The following is a 15,174-nucleotide window of genomic DNA, read 5'->3' on the forward strand; positions in this document are numbered from 1 at the left end:
GCTCAGCGGGTGCCGTTGATCATCGCCTTCGCCACCGCGTGTTCCTGCAGCCCCCATTTCGCGAGCAGCTTCCAGTACGAGCCGTCCGCGATCAACTGGTCGAGCGCCGTCGTCAGCGCGCTGCTCAGCGCCGTGTTGCTCTTCGCGACGCCAATGCCCGTGTATTGCGACAGGAACGGCTTGCCGACCGGCGCATACGCGTTCTGCTCGAGGCTGTTCTGGTACGGCAGCGTCTCGCCGCCCTGCACCGCCGCGTCGATGCGGTTCTGGCGCAGCTGCATCCGCGCATCCGACGAGCCGTCGGTGCCCACCACCACGATCGCCGGCTTGCCGGCCTTCACGCAGTTCTCCGCGCTCCACGCGGTCGTATTGTCCGGGAACGACGTGCGCCGGCTCGACCCCACGCGCTTGCCGCACAGCGCGCTCATCTGCGCGAACTCGCCGGCGCGTGCCTTCAGCACGTAGAACTGCGGGCCCGTCTCGATGTAGTCGACGAACGTCACCGCATCGCGGCGCGTCGGCAGGTCGGTCATCCCGGACAGGATCATGTCGACGCGTTGCGTCGCGACCGCGCTCATCATCTGGTCGAAGCTCGTCTCGACCCAGTTGAGTTTCACGCCCATCTTCGCGGCAAGCGCCTCGCCGAGATCGACGTCGAAGCCCGCGAGCTTGTCGGTCGCCGGATCCTTGTATTCGAACGGCGGATAGTTCGGCACGATCGCGACGTTCAGCGTGCGTTTCGCGGCGGCGGGCGCGGATTGCGCGACCGAGAACGTCGCATGAAGCGCGAGCGCACCGAATGCGACGGCGGCCAGCGTGCGGGTCAGGACGGATGCTTTCATGGGGGTGTCGCCTTGTCGTTGTGGGCTTGTATCGTTGACGGAGGAATCGTTCGGGCGTTTCTGCACGGGGCGCCCGGCCCGCTCAAGCAATCACCGCCGAAATGAAGTCGCGCGTGCGCGCATGGGTCGGCGCAGACAGCACCTGGTCCGGCGGCCCGCTCTCGACGATCCGGCCGCCGTCCATGAACACGACGCGGTCGGCCACCTCGCGCGCGAAGCCGAGCTCGTGCGTGACGACGATCATCGTCATCCCGCTCTTCGCGAGATCGCGCATCACGGCCAGCACTTCGCCGACGAGTTCGGGATCGAGCGCCGACGTCGGTTCGTCGAACAGGATCAACTGCGGATGCATCGCGAGCGCCCGCGCGATCGCGACGCGCTGCTGCTGGCCGCCCGACAGCTCGACCGGAAACGCGTCGCATTTGTGGGCGAGCCCGACGCGGGCGAGCAGCGCGCGCGCCTCCTCCTCCGCTTGCGCACGGCGGCGCTTGAGCACCTGCACGGGGCCCTCGATCACGTTTTCGAGCGCGGTCTTGTGCGGAAACAGGTTGAAGCGCTGGAACACCATGCTCGTCGCCAGCCGCTGACGCGCGACCTGGCGCTCGGACAGCTCGTGGAGCCGGTTGCCCGTGCGCCGGTAGCCGGCCAGTTCGCCGTTGACCCACAGCGCGCCCGCGCTGATCGTCTCGAGCTGGTTGATGCAGCGCAGGAACGTGCTCTTGCCGGAGCCCGACGGGCCGATGATGCACAGCACTTCGCCCTGTTCGACGTCGAGCGTGATGCCGTGCAGCGCCTGGAAATCGCCGTACGACTTGCGCACGTCGACCGCGCGAACGACTGCATTCGTCATGACGTTCTCCCGATAGTGGTGGATCGTGTCGTTCATTTTCGGCCCGCCGCGCGCCCCGCGCCGCGTGCGAAGCGCCGTTCGACGCCGGCCTGCGCGAGCGACAGCACGGTGACGACCACGAGATACCAGATGCCCGCGACGATCAGCAACTCGATCACGCGGGCATTCGCGTAGTAGATGTTCTGCGCGTTGTGCAGCATCTCCGCGTACTGCACGACGCTCGCGAGCGACGTCAGCTTGACCATGCCGATCAGTTCGTTGCCGATCGGCGGCACGATCACGCGCATCGCCTGCGGCAGGATGATCCGGCGCAGCGCCTGCAGGCGCGGCATGCCGATCGATTTCGCGGCCTCGTACTGGCCTGTATCGACCGATAGCAGCCCGGCCCGCACGACTTCCGACGTATACGCACCTTGATTGATGCCGAGTCCGAGCACCGCCGCGAGGAACGGCGTCATCACGTCGACGGTCCGGTATTCGGCGATGCCCGGGATGCCGAGCGTCGGAAACACCAGCGCCAGGTTGAACCACAGCAGCAACTGCAGAATCACCGGCGTGCCGCGGAACAGCCAGATATAGCCCTGCGCGATCGCCCCGAGCACCGGGTTCGACGACAGCCGCATCACCGCGGTGACGACCCCGAGCACGACACCGACCGTCATCGCGAGGACGGTCATCACGATCGTGTTGGCGAGCCCCGTCAGGATCGAGCGCGCGGTCAGGAACTGGCCGACGACACGCCATTCGATCTGTCCGCGCGCGAACGCGGCGGCGATATAGGCGAGCGCGGCAACGATCGCGACCGATGCGACGTAGCGCCCCCAGTAGCGCCGGCGCACGCGCACGAGGGCGGCCGTGTCGTCCGCGGCCGCGTCGGCCGCCGTCGGTGCGCCGTCGAGACGGCGGGAATCGGATGCGCTCAGCATGACGGCCCCCGGTAATCGGCTGCCCACGCGGCCTGGCGCTCGATTGCCTCGCTCAGGCGCTCGATCTGTTCGCGCACGCGTACGGGCGACGTGCCGCCCGCTCCGCCGCGTGCGGCGACGGCCGCATCGAGCGTCAGATGCGCGCGCACCGCCGGTGCGAGGCGCGTGTCGACGGCCTGCAACTGTTCGGCGCTCGCGTCGGCCAGCTCGATGCCGTCCCGCTCGCACGCGCGCACGAGCGTGCCGGTGATCTCGTGCGCCTCGCTGAACGGCACGCCCGTCAGCGCGAGCCAGTCGGCGACCTCGGTGGCGAGCGTGAAGCCGAGCGGCGCCTGGCGACGCATCTCGTCGACGTTCACGCGCATCGTGCGGATCATCCCCGCCGTCGCGGGCAGCACGAGTTCGAGCGTGTCGATCGAATCGAACGCGGCGATCTTGTCTTCCGCGAGATCGCGGTTATACGCGAGCGGCAGCGACTTCAGCGTCGCGAGCAGCCCCGTCAGGTTGCCGATCAGGCGCCCCGCCTTGCCGCGCGTGAGTTCCGCGATGTCCGGGTTCTTCTTCTGCGGCATGATCGAGCTGCCGGTCGCGTAGCCGTCGTCGAGTTCCACCCAGCGGAATTGTCGCGACGTCCACAGGATCACTTCTTCCGACAGGCGAGACAGGTTCACGGCGAGCATGCTGGTGACGAACGCGAATTCGGCGACGTGGTCGCGCGCGGCCACCGCGTCGATCGAGTTCTCGCACGGCGCGTCGTAACCCAGCTCCCGCGCCGACAGCTCGGGCCGCACGCAGATCGCCGAACCCGCGAGCGCGGCCGCGCCGAGCGGCGAACGCGCGGTGCGACGGTCCCAGTCGACCAGGCGATCGGCGTCGCGATACAGCGACTGCGCGTGGGCGAGCAATTGATGGCCGAACACGATCGGCTGCGCGGGCTGCAGGTGGGTGAATCCGGCTGTCACCGTGTCGACATGCCGGCTCGCCTGGCCGATCAGCGCATCCTGCAGGTCGAGCACGCCGCGCACGAGCCGGCGCGCCTTGTCACGCAGATACAGGCGCAGGTCGTTCGCCGCCTGGTCGTTGCGCGAGCGCCCGGCGCGCAGCTTGCCGCCGAGCGCCGGCAGCCGCTGCGTGAGCACGCGCTCGAGGAACGTGTGCACGTCCTCGTCGGCGAGCGATGGCGCGATCGCGCCGGCGGCATAGTCGCGCGCGATGCCGTCCATCGCGTCCAGCAGTTGCGCGAGGTCGTCGTCGTTCAGGATACCCGCGCGGTTCAGTTCGCGCGCATGGGCCCGGGAGCCCGCCAGATCGTACGGCACGAGACGGAAGAAACTCGGATCGGAGCGGGACAGGTTCTGCAGCGCGTCGGACGGCGCCGACTGGAAGCGGCCGCCCCACAGGCGTTCGATCGGTTCGGTAAGGCTCATTGCGGTCGACCTCGACTCGGTTGGATTGCTCCCACTGTAGGCATTCAATTTTTTTTGTTGTAGCGAGAAATTGAATCCGTTTTAATGAAATTTTTCTCAGTATCGTCGCCCGCGACGCGCCCCGCCGATGCGCAACCGCCTGCCCCCGCTGAACCCGCTTCGCGCATTCGAAGCCGCCGCCCGGTGCGGCAGCGTGTCGGCCGCCGCCGATGAACTGCACGTGACCGCCAGCGCGGTCAGCCACCAGATCCGCATTCTCGAGAACACGCTCGGCATCGCGCTATTCGTCCGATCAAAGGCCCGCGTGAAGCTCACGCCCGAAGGCGAGGCGCTGCTGGAACCGGTCGGTACCGCGTTCGACATGATCGCGAACGCCACCGTCAGGCTCGATTCGCCGGCCGCCGCCGGCGATCTCGTCGTGTCGACGCCGCTGTCGCTGACGTCGCGCTGGCTCGCCCGGCACATCGGCGATTTTCTGGAGCGTTATCCGGGTATCCATCTGAAAGTGATTCCGTCGAACGACGATCGCGAAACCTATTCGGCGGACGTCGACGTCTGCATTCGCTACGGGGAAGGCAACTGGCGCAACCGGCGCGTCGAGCTGCTCGCGCATCCGGCGCTGTTCCCGGTCGTGAGCCCGGCGTTGATGAACGGGCCCGATGCGATCCGCAAGGTGCAGGATCTCGCGGGGCGGACGCTGTTCTGCGAGCATGCGGGCTCGTGGACGCGGTGGCTCGCGCAAGCGAACGCCGACAAGCTGCCGGGCATCCGCATTCTCGAAATCGGCAACGCGCACATCGGCGTCGAAGCCGCGGTACACGGGCAAGGCGTCGCGCTCGGCGACAGCCTGTCGGTGCGCGACGACCTGATCGACGGCACGCTCGTGCGGCCGTTCAGCGCCACGGTGCCGTCACGCCACGCGTACTATCTCGTCACGCGTCATGAACTGGCCGAGTCGCCGCTCGTGGCCGCGTTCACGTCGTGGCTGCGGGCACGCCTCGCGTGATACGCGTCGCCGCGCGCGGTGTGCTCACGCACCAAGGCTCGCGAGGTCGTCCCACACCATCACGATGTTGCGCGATCGCCAGACCGGCCCTGGATCGATGTATTCGCCGGCGGGCCGGCCATGCAGCGCCGCATAAAACGCGATCGCCGCGTCGTTGCCGTCGACGACGCTCAACGCGGCGCCCGGATACCGCAACCGGCCCAAATGCGTCGCGAGCTGGGCGAGCAGCTGGCGGCCGATGCCGCGACGCTGGAATCCGGGATCGACATACAGGAACTTGATCTCGCCACGGCCGTTGAATACCGGATCGGACGGCGCGCCGGCGGCCCCGATGCCGACGATGCTGCCGTCGATCTCCGCCACCAGCACAAGCGGGTTCCCGTCGTTCGACGACAGCTTTTCATTCCATTGTCTGCGGCGATAGTGTTCGTCGAGAACGGCGTGCGCTTCGGCCGGCGCGAGATCCCGATAGGTCTGCCGCCAGACCTTGACATGAAAATCGGCGATCGCCTGCGCATCGCCGGTCGTGGCGGACCGGATGGATAGGCCAGTCATTGAGGACGCTCCCGGAGGCATTGCGCCGACGGGCGCGATGTGCACGACGGATTGTCGACGATCCGTGCAACGCTGTCGAACGACGTTCGTGGCCGCGCGGTCCGGCGATCGATCCGTCGCCGGCCGTCCCGATCCGGCACATGCCGCTTCAAGGGGTTAGCCGCAGGGGGCAGCCGTGAAGGCGGTGGACTACGGCCCGTTCCATGATCGACCATGGGTCCAGGATGCATCGACGCCGCTATGGTCGACCTGTCTTGCGGCGCCGCCTGGGGAGGGAGCCTCCATGAAGCCTGTTGCCGCGCCGGCCGCCGAATCGCCCCGGGGCCGGCACGTCGAGCCTGGATCGATGCGCGCGAAGCCGCATCCGCGCGCCGCTCACGGCGCGATGCCGACGAACGTGGGCAGCAGCACCCGATAGACGTGAATCATCGCCGGCCCGAGCAGCACCATCATCAGCGCGGGGAAGATGCAGAAGATCAGCGGAAACAGCAGCTTCAGCGCGATCTTCGCCGCGCGCTCCTCCGCGCGCATCCGGCGCCGCGTACGCAGCATGTCCGACAGCACGCGCAGCGATTCGCCGATGCTCGTGCCGAACCGGTCCGCCTGGATCAGCATCGCGCAGAACGATTCGATGTCCTCGACGCCGGTGCGCAGCGCGAGATTGCGCAGCGCCGTCTCCTTCGTGAAGCCGGAGCGCATCTCGAGCAGCAGCAGATCGAGTTCGCTCGCGACCACCTCGCTGCGAAACCGCAGCTCCTCGCTGACCTTCATCAGCGCCGCGTCGAGCCCGAGTCCCGCCTCGACGCACACCGTCAGCAGGTCGAGCGCGTCCGGGAAATCCTCGAAGATCTTCTGCTGGCGCACCTTGACCCGCTGCGACAGCACGATGTTCGGGATGTAGTAGCCGATGCCGGCGAGCGCCACGAGAATCAGCGACAGCACCGCGCGCTCGTCGCCGAGCGACGTCGTGATCAGCGCCAGCAGCGCCGCGCACGGCAGGCCGAGCGCGAGTATCGTCTTCGCGGTGAAATACAGCGCGGCCGCGCTCTGGTTGCGCCAGCCGGCATTCATCAGCCGGATGCGCAGCGGCGAATTCTCCCAGCCCTCCTTCGGCACCGACAGCTTCGAGATCGGGGTGGACAGTTCGACCAGCTTCGCGACCCAGCGCGACGCCATGTCGTCGCCGTCGCCCGGGCCGGCGACGCCGCCCGCCCCGGTCCCGCCGGCCTGCTGGAGCCGGCGCTGGATGCCGCGCGGCGCGAACAGCAGCATCGCGACGAGCACGCCGCCGGCCACGAAGATGAACAAGCCGCCCAGCATCACGGCCTGGACCACGCTCAGGTTTTGCATGACAACCTCGCAACGGTTCGTTATTCGGCTCGCGCGTCACACGCGAATGCGCACGATTCGACGGATCCAGAACAGGCCGAACAGCATCGACACCAGCATCGTGCCGACCATCCGGATCCCGGCCGGATCCTCCCAGAGCACCGACAGGAATTCGCGGTTCAGCAGCGCCATCACCGCCGCGGTGCCGAACGGCAAGAGCCCGAGAATCCACGCCGACAGCCGCCCTTCCGCCGACAGCACGCGCACCTTGTCGAACAGCTTGAAGCGCTCGCGGATCAGCGCGGCGATGCTGTCGAGCAGCTCGGCCAGGTTGCCGCCCGTCTCGCGCTGGATCAGCACCGCGATCACGAAGTAGCGCAGGTCCTGCACCGGCACGCGTGTCGCGAGGTTCATCAGCGCGTCGTGCAGCGACACGCCGTAGTTGACCTCGTCGAACGTGACGCGGAATTCGCCGCCCATCGGCTCGGAAAACTCGTCGCCGACCATCCCGAGCGTGCTCGTGAACGAATGACCGGAGCGCAGCGCGCGCGCGATCATGTCGCAGATCTCCGGCAACTGCCGTTCGAGCTTGCGCATCCGCCGGGCGCGGCGGCGCAACACGTACATCATCGGCCACCACCCGGCGAACAGCGCGAGCGGCACCGCGGCGAGCTGCGGCGCTCGCGCGAAACTCGCCGCGAACCACGTGAGCGCCGCGAACGTCGCGCTGAGCGTGATCAGCTTCGGCAGCGTCCAGTCGAGGCCCGACTGCTGGATCACGAGATCGAGCGCGTGCACGCGCGGCAGGCGCAGCAGCAGCCGGTCGAACGGCTTCGACTCGTCGAGCATGCGCTTCTTCAGGATCGACAGCCGCTCCTGCTGCACGTTGCCGCCGGCCGACATCGCGCGAATGCGCGATTCGATCCGGCGCGCGGCGGCGCCGTGCCGCGCGTTCCACCATTGATAGATGCCTTCGATCGACAGCACGACCGCGACGAAGGTAAGAATCACAAAACCGTAAAAGATCGCATTCATGAGCCTCTCCCCGGCAGCACAGGACGCCCTGGCGTCAGTCCGCCTCGTACCGCATGGACGGGTCGTACAGCGAATCCGGCAGGTTGATGCCGAACGCCTGCAGCCGCTCGACGAACTTCGGCCGCACGCCGGTCGCGCAGAAGTGGCCGCGCACCGAGCCGTCGCGGTCCACGCCCGTGCGCTTGAACGTGAAGATCTCCTGCATGTTGATGATGTCGCCTTCCATCCCGGTCAGTTCCTGGATGCTGATGATCTTGCGCTTGCCGTCCGTGAGCCGCGCCGCCTGCACGACCACCGAGATCGCCGACGCGATCTGCTGGCGCATCGTCTTCGGCGGCAGCGTCAGGCCGGACACGCTGACCATGTTCTCGAGCCGCGTCAGCGCGTCGCGCGGCGTGTTCGCGTGGATCGTCGCGAGCGAGCCCTCGTGGCCGGTGTTCATCGCGTTGAGCATGTCGAGCGCTTCGGCGCCGCGCACTTCGCCGAGGATGATCCGGTCCGGGCGCATCCGCAGCGCGTTGCGCACCAGCGTGCGCTGCGTGATCTCGCCCTTGCCCTCGATGTTCGGCGGCCGCGTTTCGAGCCGCAGCACGTGCGGCTGCTGCAGTTGCAGTTCGGCCGCGTCCTCGATCGTCACGATCCGCTCGTTGCGCGGAATGAAGCCGGACAGGATGTTGAGCAGCGTCGTCTTGCCGCTGCCGGTGCCGCCCGACACCAGCACGTTCACCTTCGCGCGCGACAGCGCGTCGAGCAGCTCGGCCATCGGCGGCGTCAGGCTGTGGTAGCGCACGAGGTCGTCCATCTTCAGCGGGTTGACCGCGAAACGCCGGATCGACATCAGCGGCCCGTCGATCGCGGACGGCGGGATGATCGCGTTCACGCGCGAACCGTCCGGCAGCCGCGCGTCGACCATCGGGCTCGATTCGTCGATGCGGCGCCCGACGCGCGACACGATCTTCTCGATCACCTTCATCAGGTGCGCATCGTCGTAGAACGTCACGTCGGTCAGTTCGAGCTGCCCGCAGCGCTCGACGTAGACCTGCCGGTACGTGTTCACGAGGATGTCGGAAATGCCGGGGTCGCGCAGCAACGCTTCGAGCGGGCCGAAGCCGAACATCTCGTCGTACACGTCGATCGCGAGCTGGCGCCGCTCGATGTCGTTCGCCGGCATCCGCTCCTCGTCGAGGATGCGTGCGATCAGCGAGCCGATCTCCATGCGGACCTGATCCTGATGCAGCCGCGACAGGCGCTCGAGCTCGACGCGCTCGAGCACGGCCAGGTGAATTTCGCGGCGCAGCTTCTGGTATGCGTCGCGCACCGACGAATGCGCCGGGCCGACCGGTTCGCCGCCCACCGCCGCCGGCTGGGCCCGATGCAAGGACATCTGTTCGCGCAATGACATGATGGTTCCCCGTAAGAATTACATCGACTTGAGCTTCGGCGTGGCCTTGCGGCCGAACAGCCGGGACATCAACGGCTCGCTGTGCGTCGCGCTGCGTCCCGCGCGCACCTCGCCGTCGACGAGTTGTTTCGCATAGCCCTGCAACGCCCGTGCAACCGCCGAGCCGCGCGCGAGCCGCGACACCGGATGGCCCTGGTTGATCGCTTCAAGCACCGTGTCGGCATCGTCGGGAATCGTGCAGGCCGCCTGCAGCCCGAGCACTTCCTCGAGCGCGGTGCGGGTGCGCTCGCCCGCGCGCGTCGCGCGGTTCACGATCAGCCGCAACTGATCGGTCGAATAGCCGAGCGACACGAGAATCTCCAGCAGCCGGCGGCCGGCGCGCACGTGCGGCATCGCGGGCTGCAGCACGAGCTGGATCTGGTCGCTGCGATCGAGCGCGACCATCGACAGCGGGTTGACGCCGACGCCGACGTCGAAGATCACGAAGTCGTAGCGCGGCGCGGCGACGCCGAGAATCCATTCGAGCGCGTCCTCGCGCATCTCGGCGGCCTTGACCGGGTCGCCGGCGCCGGCCAGCACGTGGAAGTTTTCCGTCACGTGCGCGACGCTCGCGTCGAGAAATGCGCTATCGAGCCGTTCGATCTGCGCGCACAGCTGCGGCAGCGTCGACGGCGGAGTTTCGTCGCTGACGAGGAACGCCGCGTCGGCGAATTGCTGGTTCAGGTCGATCAGCAGCACGCGGCGCTTGAAGCCCTCGGCGATCTCGAACGCGACGTTGCTGGCCGCGAAGCTGGTGCCGGCGCCGCCCTTGCACGACATGAACGACACGATGCGCGTGTCGTCGGTATCGCGTCGCGTGCTCTGCGCGGCGGCCCGCCCGAGCGCGTGGCCGAGCGCCTGCGGATCGAGCGGCCACTGCAGCACGTCGCGGGCGCCCGCGCGCATCGCATCGAGCAGCACGTGCGGCGATGCGTCGGCCGTCACGAGGATGCAGGTCAGGCCCGCATGCGCGCGGCAGATGCGCTCGATCGCCGACAGCTCGGACGGCTCGAGCGACGTGCCGTCGACCAGCAGGATGTCGAACGCGTCGAGCCCGTCGGTGCGATGTTCGATCTGCGACGGGCGGCCGGTGGCGCGCGTCGTGCGATAGCGTCCGCAGTCGGCCACGAGACGCGCGATCTGCGAAAGCCGCGCGGTATCGTCGGAAGCTACGAGGATATTGATCATGTCGTGTGCCTCGTCTTGTCGATTAGTTGCAGGCGGAGCCGCCCGTCGCGGAATTCAGGCTTTCGCGCGGCAGCGTCGTCGTGAACGGCGGCATTTTCAGCGTGACGTTCATGAACGGGATCATGGTCTTGACGGTGACGTTCGTGACGCTCACCGTCACGAACGAGCAGGTGTTGATGTCGCAACTCGACGGCGTGTAGTCGACCGACACGTTCGCGTTCGACAACAGCGGCATCAGCGATCGCACGCGCTTCACGACGCCCGCGGCGTTCACGTCGCAGACCACCGCCGTGCGTGCGCCGAGGCGCACGGCCTCGCTCGCCGTGTTCCAGTAGAACAGCACGCGGCCGAACTCGAAGATGCCGATCAGCAGCATGATCAGCACCGTCGCGATCAGCGCGAATTCGACGATCGCCGCGCCGCGCTGCGCGCGCCGGCGGGACAGCGGAAAATGGCGCGCGTTCATGACACCTGCCTCATCACGGTGACGATGTTGCCGAAGGTGATCGACGGCAGCCCCGGGTACGCGGGAATCGGCTGGTACTGGTAGCCGCTGATCTTTACTTCGACGACGTTGATCGCGCCCGTGGCCGTGCCGCTTGCCGCGTTGTTGTTCGAATCGTAGGTCGGCAGATTCGCGAATTGCGCCGGATCGGACGCATCGCTGCAGCCGGTCGTGTGCTGCGCATCGCAGATCGTGACCATCGACGTCGTGAGCCCGGGCACCAGCTCGGTGCCCGACGTGCCGCACGTCGTGCTGCCGTAGACGACCAGGCACTGCGCCTGCGCCACCGGATACGCGCTGTCGGTCGGCAACCAGACCGACAGGTAGCGCGCCGCGTCGCGGGTCGCCTTGGTCAACGTCTCGTACTGGTAGATCGCCCGGCCGAACTCGGCCACGCCGGTCGCCAGCATGATCATCGGCATCAGCACGAGCGCGAACTCGACGGCGACGGCGCCGCGGGTGCGCGAACGACGAATCGACGGCTTCTTCATGATCGTCTCCCCGCTATTGAACGAGCATCGGAACCTGGGTTCCGGACGCGCTGCCGCTGCCGGGCAAGCCGTGCGTCGCGCACGGGTTGTTGCCGGACACCGACGAGCCGAGGTATTCCAGGTGCGCGACGATCGCGCCGCTGCCGGCGCTGAACGGGAGCGGATCGAGCATCAGCACGCAATCCCATTGCGTGACGTGCACCTTGCCGCTGCTCCCGGACAGCGTCGAGCAGTCGCCCTCCGGCGCGAGCGCGAGGCGCCGGTCGCTGCCGTAGGTCGCGTAGTTGCTCGCCGTCGCCGTGCCGTTGGTCGAGATGCCGCTGCCCGACGGCGGTGCGCCGTCGCCCTGGTAAGGCTTGAAGCTCGCGCGGTCGGCCACGAACTGCGTGTACGCGTCGCCCTTGATGCCCGGCGTTCCCGGCGGCCCGTAGTTCGGGCCGACATACGCGTAGCCGGTGAAGTCAGGCTGGCCGCTGGAACCGTTCGCGCCGTTCGTATAGATGCCGAAGCGCGTGTTCCAGGCCCGCAGCGCCGCCGACTTCAGGCCCGTGGTGGCCAGGTCCGGCGGGCTCGTGATGTTGCAGGTATTGCCCGACAGCTCGCTCGCGAGCGTCGTCTCGTTCGTCGAGCCGTCGAGCGCCGCCCAGCCGAAGTTGCCGGGCCCGTAGGTCGACGACGATCCGGACGGCGACGAGATCCAGTCGCCGACCTTGTAGGCCGGGTCGGACGGGCCGCGGCACACGAACACCGGAATCGCGCAGGTCGTCTGCCCGCCGCCGACGGTCGCGATCGCGCTCGCCGACACTTCCGCCGCATTCGCGAGCTTCGTGCCCGGCAGCACGTTCAGCACCTCGATGAACCAGTGCGCGATGTTGCTCAGCGTCGCGGTGCACTGCACGTACTTGACGCTCGCCGGGTTCGTGACCGCGTTCTTGGTCAGGAACGGGTTGGTCAGCGAATCGCTGAACGTGACGTTCGCGTTCGTCGACATCTGCACCGACGTCTTCTGGAAAAACACGAAATTCAGGTGGCCGGCGGCGATGCCGTCGGCCTCGGCCACCGACAGGCTGATGGCCGAGGTCAGGTCGCGCGCGGCCGACAGCGCGCAGGCATCGGCGCTGTTCTGCAGTTCGCTGCGCGTGACGTACAGCTTGCCAAGATCCAGCGCGAGCCCGACGAACCCGATCATCACCGCCAGCGAGAGGCCGACGATGATCGCGACGGCACCGCGCTGGCGATGCAGGCTGCGACGCGTGACTTTCGGATAGCGGGCTGCGCGGTTCATGGCGTTCTCCCTGAGCATGCCGTCGTTATTGGGTGGCCTTGCCGATGCCGATCACGAACGCGTTGGCGGGCGGCACGGTCTGCTTGAACGACTTGTCGTAGTTGTCGAGCGCGGCCGCGGCGGCGCTGCCGTCGACCCCCGGCGCCGACGCCGGATGTTCGCCGGCATGCGGGTCGATGATCTGGGCGTGCATCACGGTGCGGACCGAGTCGCCGAAGCGGCTGTCCCACACCGGGGTGGACGACATGCAGCCGGCAAGCGCGAACGCGAGCGGGACGGCGAGCGCCGCGCGGCGCACGAATACGAGGTAGGCGGATTTCATGAGCTTCCCCTTGGATGGCTTCAACGATCGGTGGACTGGGGTTCCGCACCCGCACGCGCCATCTGCGCGTTGGGCGCCGCCGCGGTCCGGTGCTTGATGCGCGCCGCCGGCTGGGCCGACGGTTCGGCGCCGGCGGCCGCAAGACGCGCGGCGGCGGCTTCGATGCGTGCGACGCGTGCCGCGGTGGCCGGATCGGGCTGCGGAGCGGCGGCCGCGACCGGCGCGGGCGCCTTCGGCGGCTCGGCCGGCACCGGCTGCTGCACGTCGGCTTGCGGCGCGCGCGGCGCGGGCAGCGCGGCCGGCGCGACCGGTGCTTCCGATTTCGGCGCCGGAGCCGGTGCCGGCGCCTGGGCCGGTGTCTGCGGCGCGGCGGCCGCACCGTTCGCGGGCTGCATCGGCTGGGCGCCTGCCTTGCGCACGCCGCGGCGGCCTTCCATGTTGCCGGTCGCATACACGTCGATTTCGCTCGGCTTCGAGAAGCTGTCGGTCGGCAACGCGACGTCCGCCGTCTGCAGCGGCTTCACTAGGTGTGGCGTGATCAGGAAGATCAGCTCGGTGCGGTCCTGCTGGAACGACGTGCTGCGGAACAACGCGCCGAGCACCGGCACTTCGCCGACGCCCGGGATCGCCTTCAGCGCGCCGGTCGCGTTGTCCTTGATCAGCCCGCCGATCGCGAACGATTCGCCGTCGCTCATCTGCACCGTCGTCGACGCACGCCGCGTCGTGATCAGCGGCAGGATCGACGTGCCGCCGATGTTGGTCGCGCTCAGCGTGACGCCCGTCTGCGACAGCTCCGACACTTCCGGCGCGACCCTCAGGCTGATCCGGCCGTTGGCCAGCACCGTCGGCGTGAACTTCAGCGCGACACCGAATTCCTCTTCCTGCAGCGTGATCGACGACGTGCCGTTGCCGCTGCTCTGCGGGATCGGGATGAAGATCTTGCCGCCCGCGAGGAACGTCGCTTCCTGGCCGCTGATCGTCACGAGGTTCGGCTCCGCGAGGATCTTGACGAGGTTGTCGGTGTTCTGCGCGTCGGCCGCGATGCTGAACGGCTTGTTGTTCGCCTTGTTGAAGATGGCGCCGCTCGCGACACCGGCAAGCAGGTTGCTGACCAGCGCGCCGCTCCACGAACCGAAGCCGCCCTGGATGTTGAACGCGCTGCCCATCTGGTTGATCAGCGTCTTCGACACCTCGGCCACCTTCACCTCGAGCATCACCTGCTGCGGCGACGTGACGTTCAGCATGTTGAGCACGCCGCCGCCCTGCTTGCCGCCGCCCGCGCCTTCGCCCGCGCTGTCGCCGTACGCGTGGGCGATCTGCACGGCCTGCTGCGCGGCCTGCGAGCTCGACACGGTGCCGGCCAGCACGATCGTGCCGGCCGCGGTCGACACATGGATGTCGCGCTCGTTCGGCATCAGTTGCAGCAGCGACGCCTGCAGCCCGCCGGCGTCCGCGCCGACCGCGACGTCGATCACCCGGCATGCGCCGCTCCTGCCCTGCACGATCATGTTGGTCGTGCCGACCGCGAGCCCGAGGATGTACAGCGTCTGCGGCGATACCATCGTCGCCTGCGCGACGGCCGGATTGCCGATCGTCCGGTTGCGGACCGGCTCCGGCATCGGCACCAGCAGCGACTTGCCGAGCGGCACCGCGACGCTGGTCGATTCGCGCACGGCGCCGACGCAGTTCGGCCCGCGCAGCGGCCCCGCCGACGCGGCGGGCGCGGCGGCCGGCGCCGGCGTCATGCTGATCGTCATCTGCATCGGCCCTTTGCCGGCCGCGGCCGGCGCGCTGGCGCCGCCCTTGGTCAGCACCGCCGATTCGATGCCTTCCTGGGCGAGTGCGCCATATACGGTCAGCCATCCCGAACAGAGGATCGCGGCCATCATCGTGCCCCGTGCGACGCGTGTGCGCAGTGGGCCGGTACCTGTGCGTTGCGGTTTGATCTTCATTTCGTCTGATCCCCCGAGAG

General features: G+C 68.2%; 15 protein-coding genes. 1 reads left to right on the plus strand and 14 read right to left on the minus strand.

What is annotated here, in order from left to right:
* Window positions 1-2 precede the first annotated feature (2 nt).
* The 4 genes from HWX55_RS12580 to argH all read right to left on the minus strand — a co-directional run bounded on the left by HWX55_RS12580 (window position 3) and on the right by argH (window position 4,045).
* A complete protein-coding gene (locus tag HWX55_RS12580) occupies window positions 3-842 on the minus strand; it encodes an ABC transporter substrate-binding protein (RefSeq protein WP_175975864.1) in 840 nt (279 codons plus the stop codon).
* Window positions 843-924: 82 nt separating this feature from the next.
* Complete coding sequence (locus HWX55_RS12585; protein ID WP_279612675.1) at window positions 925-1,728, minus strand: amino acid ABC transporter ATP-binding protein; 804 nt, start codon at window positions 1,726-1,728, stop codon at window positions 925-927.
* Window positions 1,725-2,618, minus strand: a complete 894-nt coding sequence (locus tag HWX55_RS12590) for an amino acid ABC transporter permease (RefSeq protein WP_175975866.1) — start codon at window positions 2,616-2,618, stop codon at window positions 1,725-1,727. Before HWX55_RS12590 ends, HWX55_RS12585 begins: the two co-directional genes overlap by 4 nt.
* Window positions 2,612-4,045 carry an argininosuccinate lyase gene (gene argH, locus HWX55_RS12595; RefSeq protein WP_175975867.1) on the minus strand — a complete coding sequence of 478 codons (1,434 nt, stop codon included), beginning with the start codon at window positions 4,043-4,045 and terminating at the stop codon, window positions 2,612-2,614. The genes HWX55_RS12590 and argH overlap by 7 nt, the downstream gene beginning before the upstream one ends.
* A 127-nt stretch (window positions 4,046-4,172) precedes the next feature.
* Between argH and gcvA the strand changes: the two genes are divergently transcribed.
* Complete coding sequence (gene gcvA / locus HWX55_RS12600; RefSeq protein ID WP_089490044.1) at window positions 4,173-5,051, plus strand: transcriptional regulator GcvA; 879 nt, start codon at window positions 4,173-4,175, stop codon at window positions 5,049-5,051.
* Between the two features lie 24 nt (window positions 5,052-5,075).
* Here gcvA and HWX55_RS12605 read toward each other — a convergent pair whose 3' ends face one another.
* From HWX55_RS12605 to HWX55_RS12650, 10 genes are all read right to left on the minus strand, one after another.
* A complete protein-coding gene (locus HWX55_RS12605; RefSeq protein ID WP_244140549.1) occupies window positions 5,076-5,651 on the minus strand; it encodes a GNAT family N-acetyltransferase in 576 nt (191 codons plus the stop codon).
* A gap of 330 nt (window positions 5,652-5,981) precedes the next feature.
* The gene (locus tag HWX55_RS12610; protein ID WP_175975868.1) at window positions 5,982-6,956 is read right to left on the minus strand and encodes a type II secretion system F family protein; all 975 of its coding nucleotides are present in this window, start codon (window positions 6,954-6,956) and stop codon (window positions 5,982-5,984) included.
* A 36-nt stretch (window positions 6,957-6,992) separates the two neighbouring features.
* A complete protein-coding gene (locus HWX55_RS12615; RefSeq protein WP_050015321.1) occupies window positions 6,993-7,970 on the minus strand; it encodes a type II secretion system F family protein in 978 nt (325 codons plus the stop codon).
* A 34-nt stretch (window positions 7,971-8,004) separates the two neighbouring features.
* Window positions 8,005-9,372, minus strand: coding sequence for a CpaF family protein (locus tag HWX55_RS12620; protein WP_175975869.1), 1,368 nt, complete (start codon window positions 9,370-9,372; stop codon window positions 8,005-8,007).
* A gap of 18 nt (window positions 9,373-9,390) precedes the next feature.
* The gene (locus HWX55_RS12625) at window positions 9,391-10,599 is read right to left on the minus strand and encodes an AAA family ATPase (RefSeq protein ID WP_175975870.1); all 1,209 of its coding nucleotides are present in this window, start codon (window positions 10,597-10,599) and stop codon (window positions 9,391-9,393) included.
* A 22-nt stretch (window positions 10,600-10,621) separates the two neighbouring features.
* Complete coding sequence (locus HWX55_RS12630) at window positions 10,622-11,065, minus strand: TadE family protein (RefSeq protein WP_175975871.1); 444 nt, start codon at window positions 11,063-11,065, stop codon at window positions 10,622-10,624.
* The gene (locus HWX55_RS12635) at window positions 11,062-11,595 is read right to left on the minus strand and encodes a TadE/TadG family type IV pilus assembly protein (protein ID WP_175975872.1); all 534 of its coding nucleotides are present in this window, start codon (window positions 11,593-11,595) and stop codon (window positions 11,062-11,064) included. Before HWX55_RS12635 ends, HWX55_RS12630 begins: the two co-directional genes overlap by 4 nt.
* A gap of 13 nt (window positions 11,596-11,608) precedes the next feature.
* Window positions 11,609-12,880, minus strand: coding sequence for a TadE/TadG family type IV pilus assembly protein (locus HWX55_RS12640; protein WP_175975873.1), 1,272 nt, complete (start codon window positions 12,878-12,880; stop codon window positions 11,609-11,611).
* A gap of 25 nt (window positions 12,881-12,905) precedes the next feature.
* Window positions 12,906-13,202 (minus strand): hypothetical protein, encoded by a 297-nt coding sequence (locus HWX55_RS12645; RefSeq protein ID WP_050015333.1) that lies wholly within the window; start codon window positions 13,200-13,202, stop codon window positions 12,906-12,908.
* 20 nt (window positions 13,203-13,222) lie between these two features.
* Entirely contained in the window at window positions 13,223-15,154 is a 1,932-nt protein-coding gene (locus tag HWX55_RS12650; RefSeq protein WP_175975874.1) for a type II and III secretion system protein family protein, read from the minus strand.
* Between the last annotated feature and the right edge of the window lie 20 nt (window positions 15,155-15,174).

Origin of the sequence: Burkholderia sp. BCC1047 (genome assembly GCF_902833155.1) — a bacterium.
Taxonomy (GTDB): domain Bacteria; phylum Pseudomonadota; class Gammaproteobacteria; order Burkholderiales; family Burkholderiaceae; genus Burkholderia; species Burkholderia sola.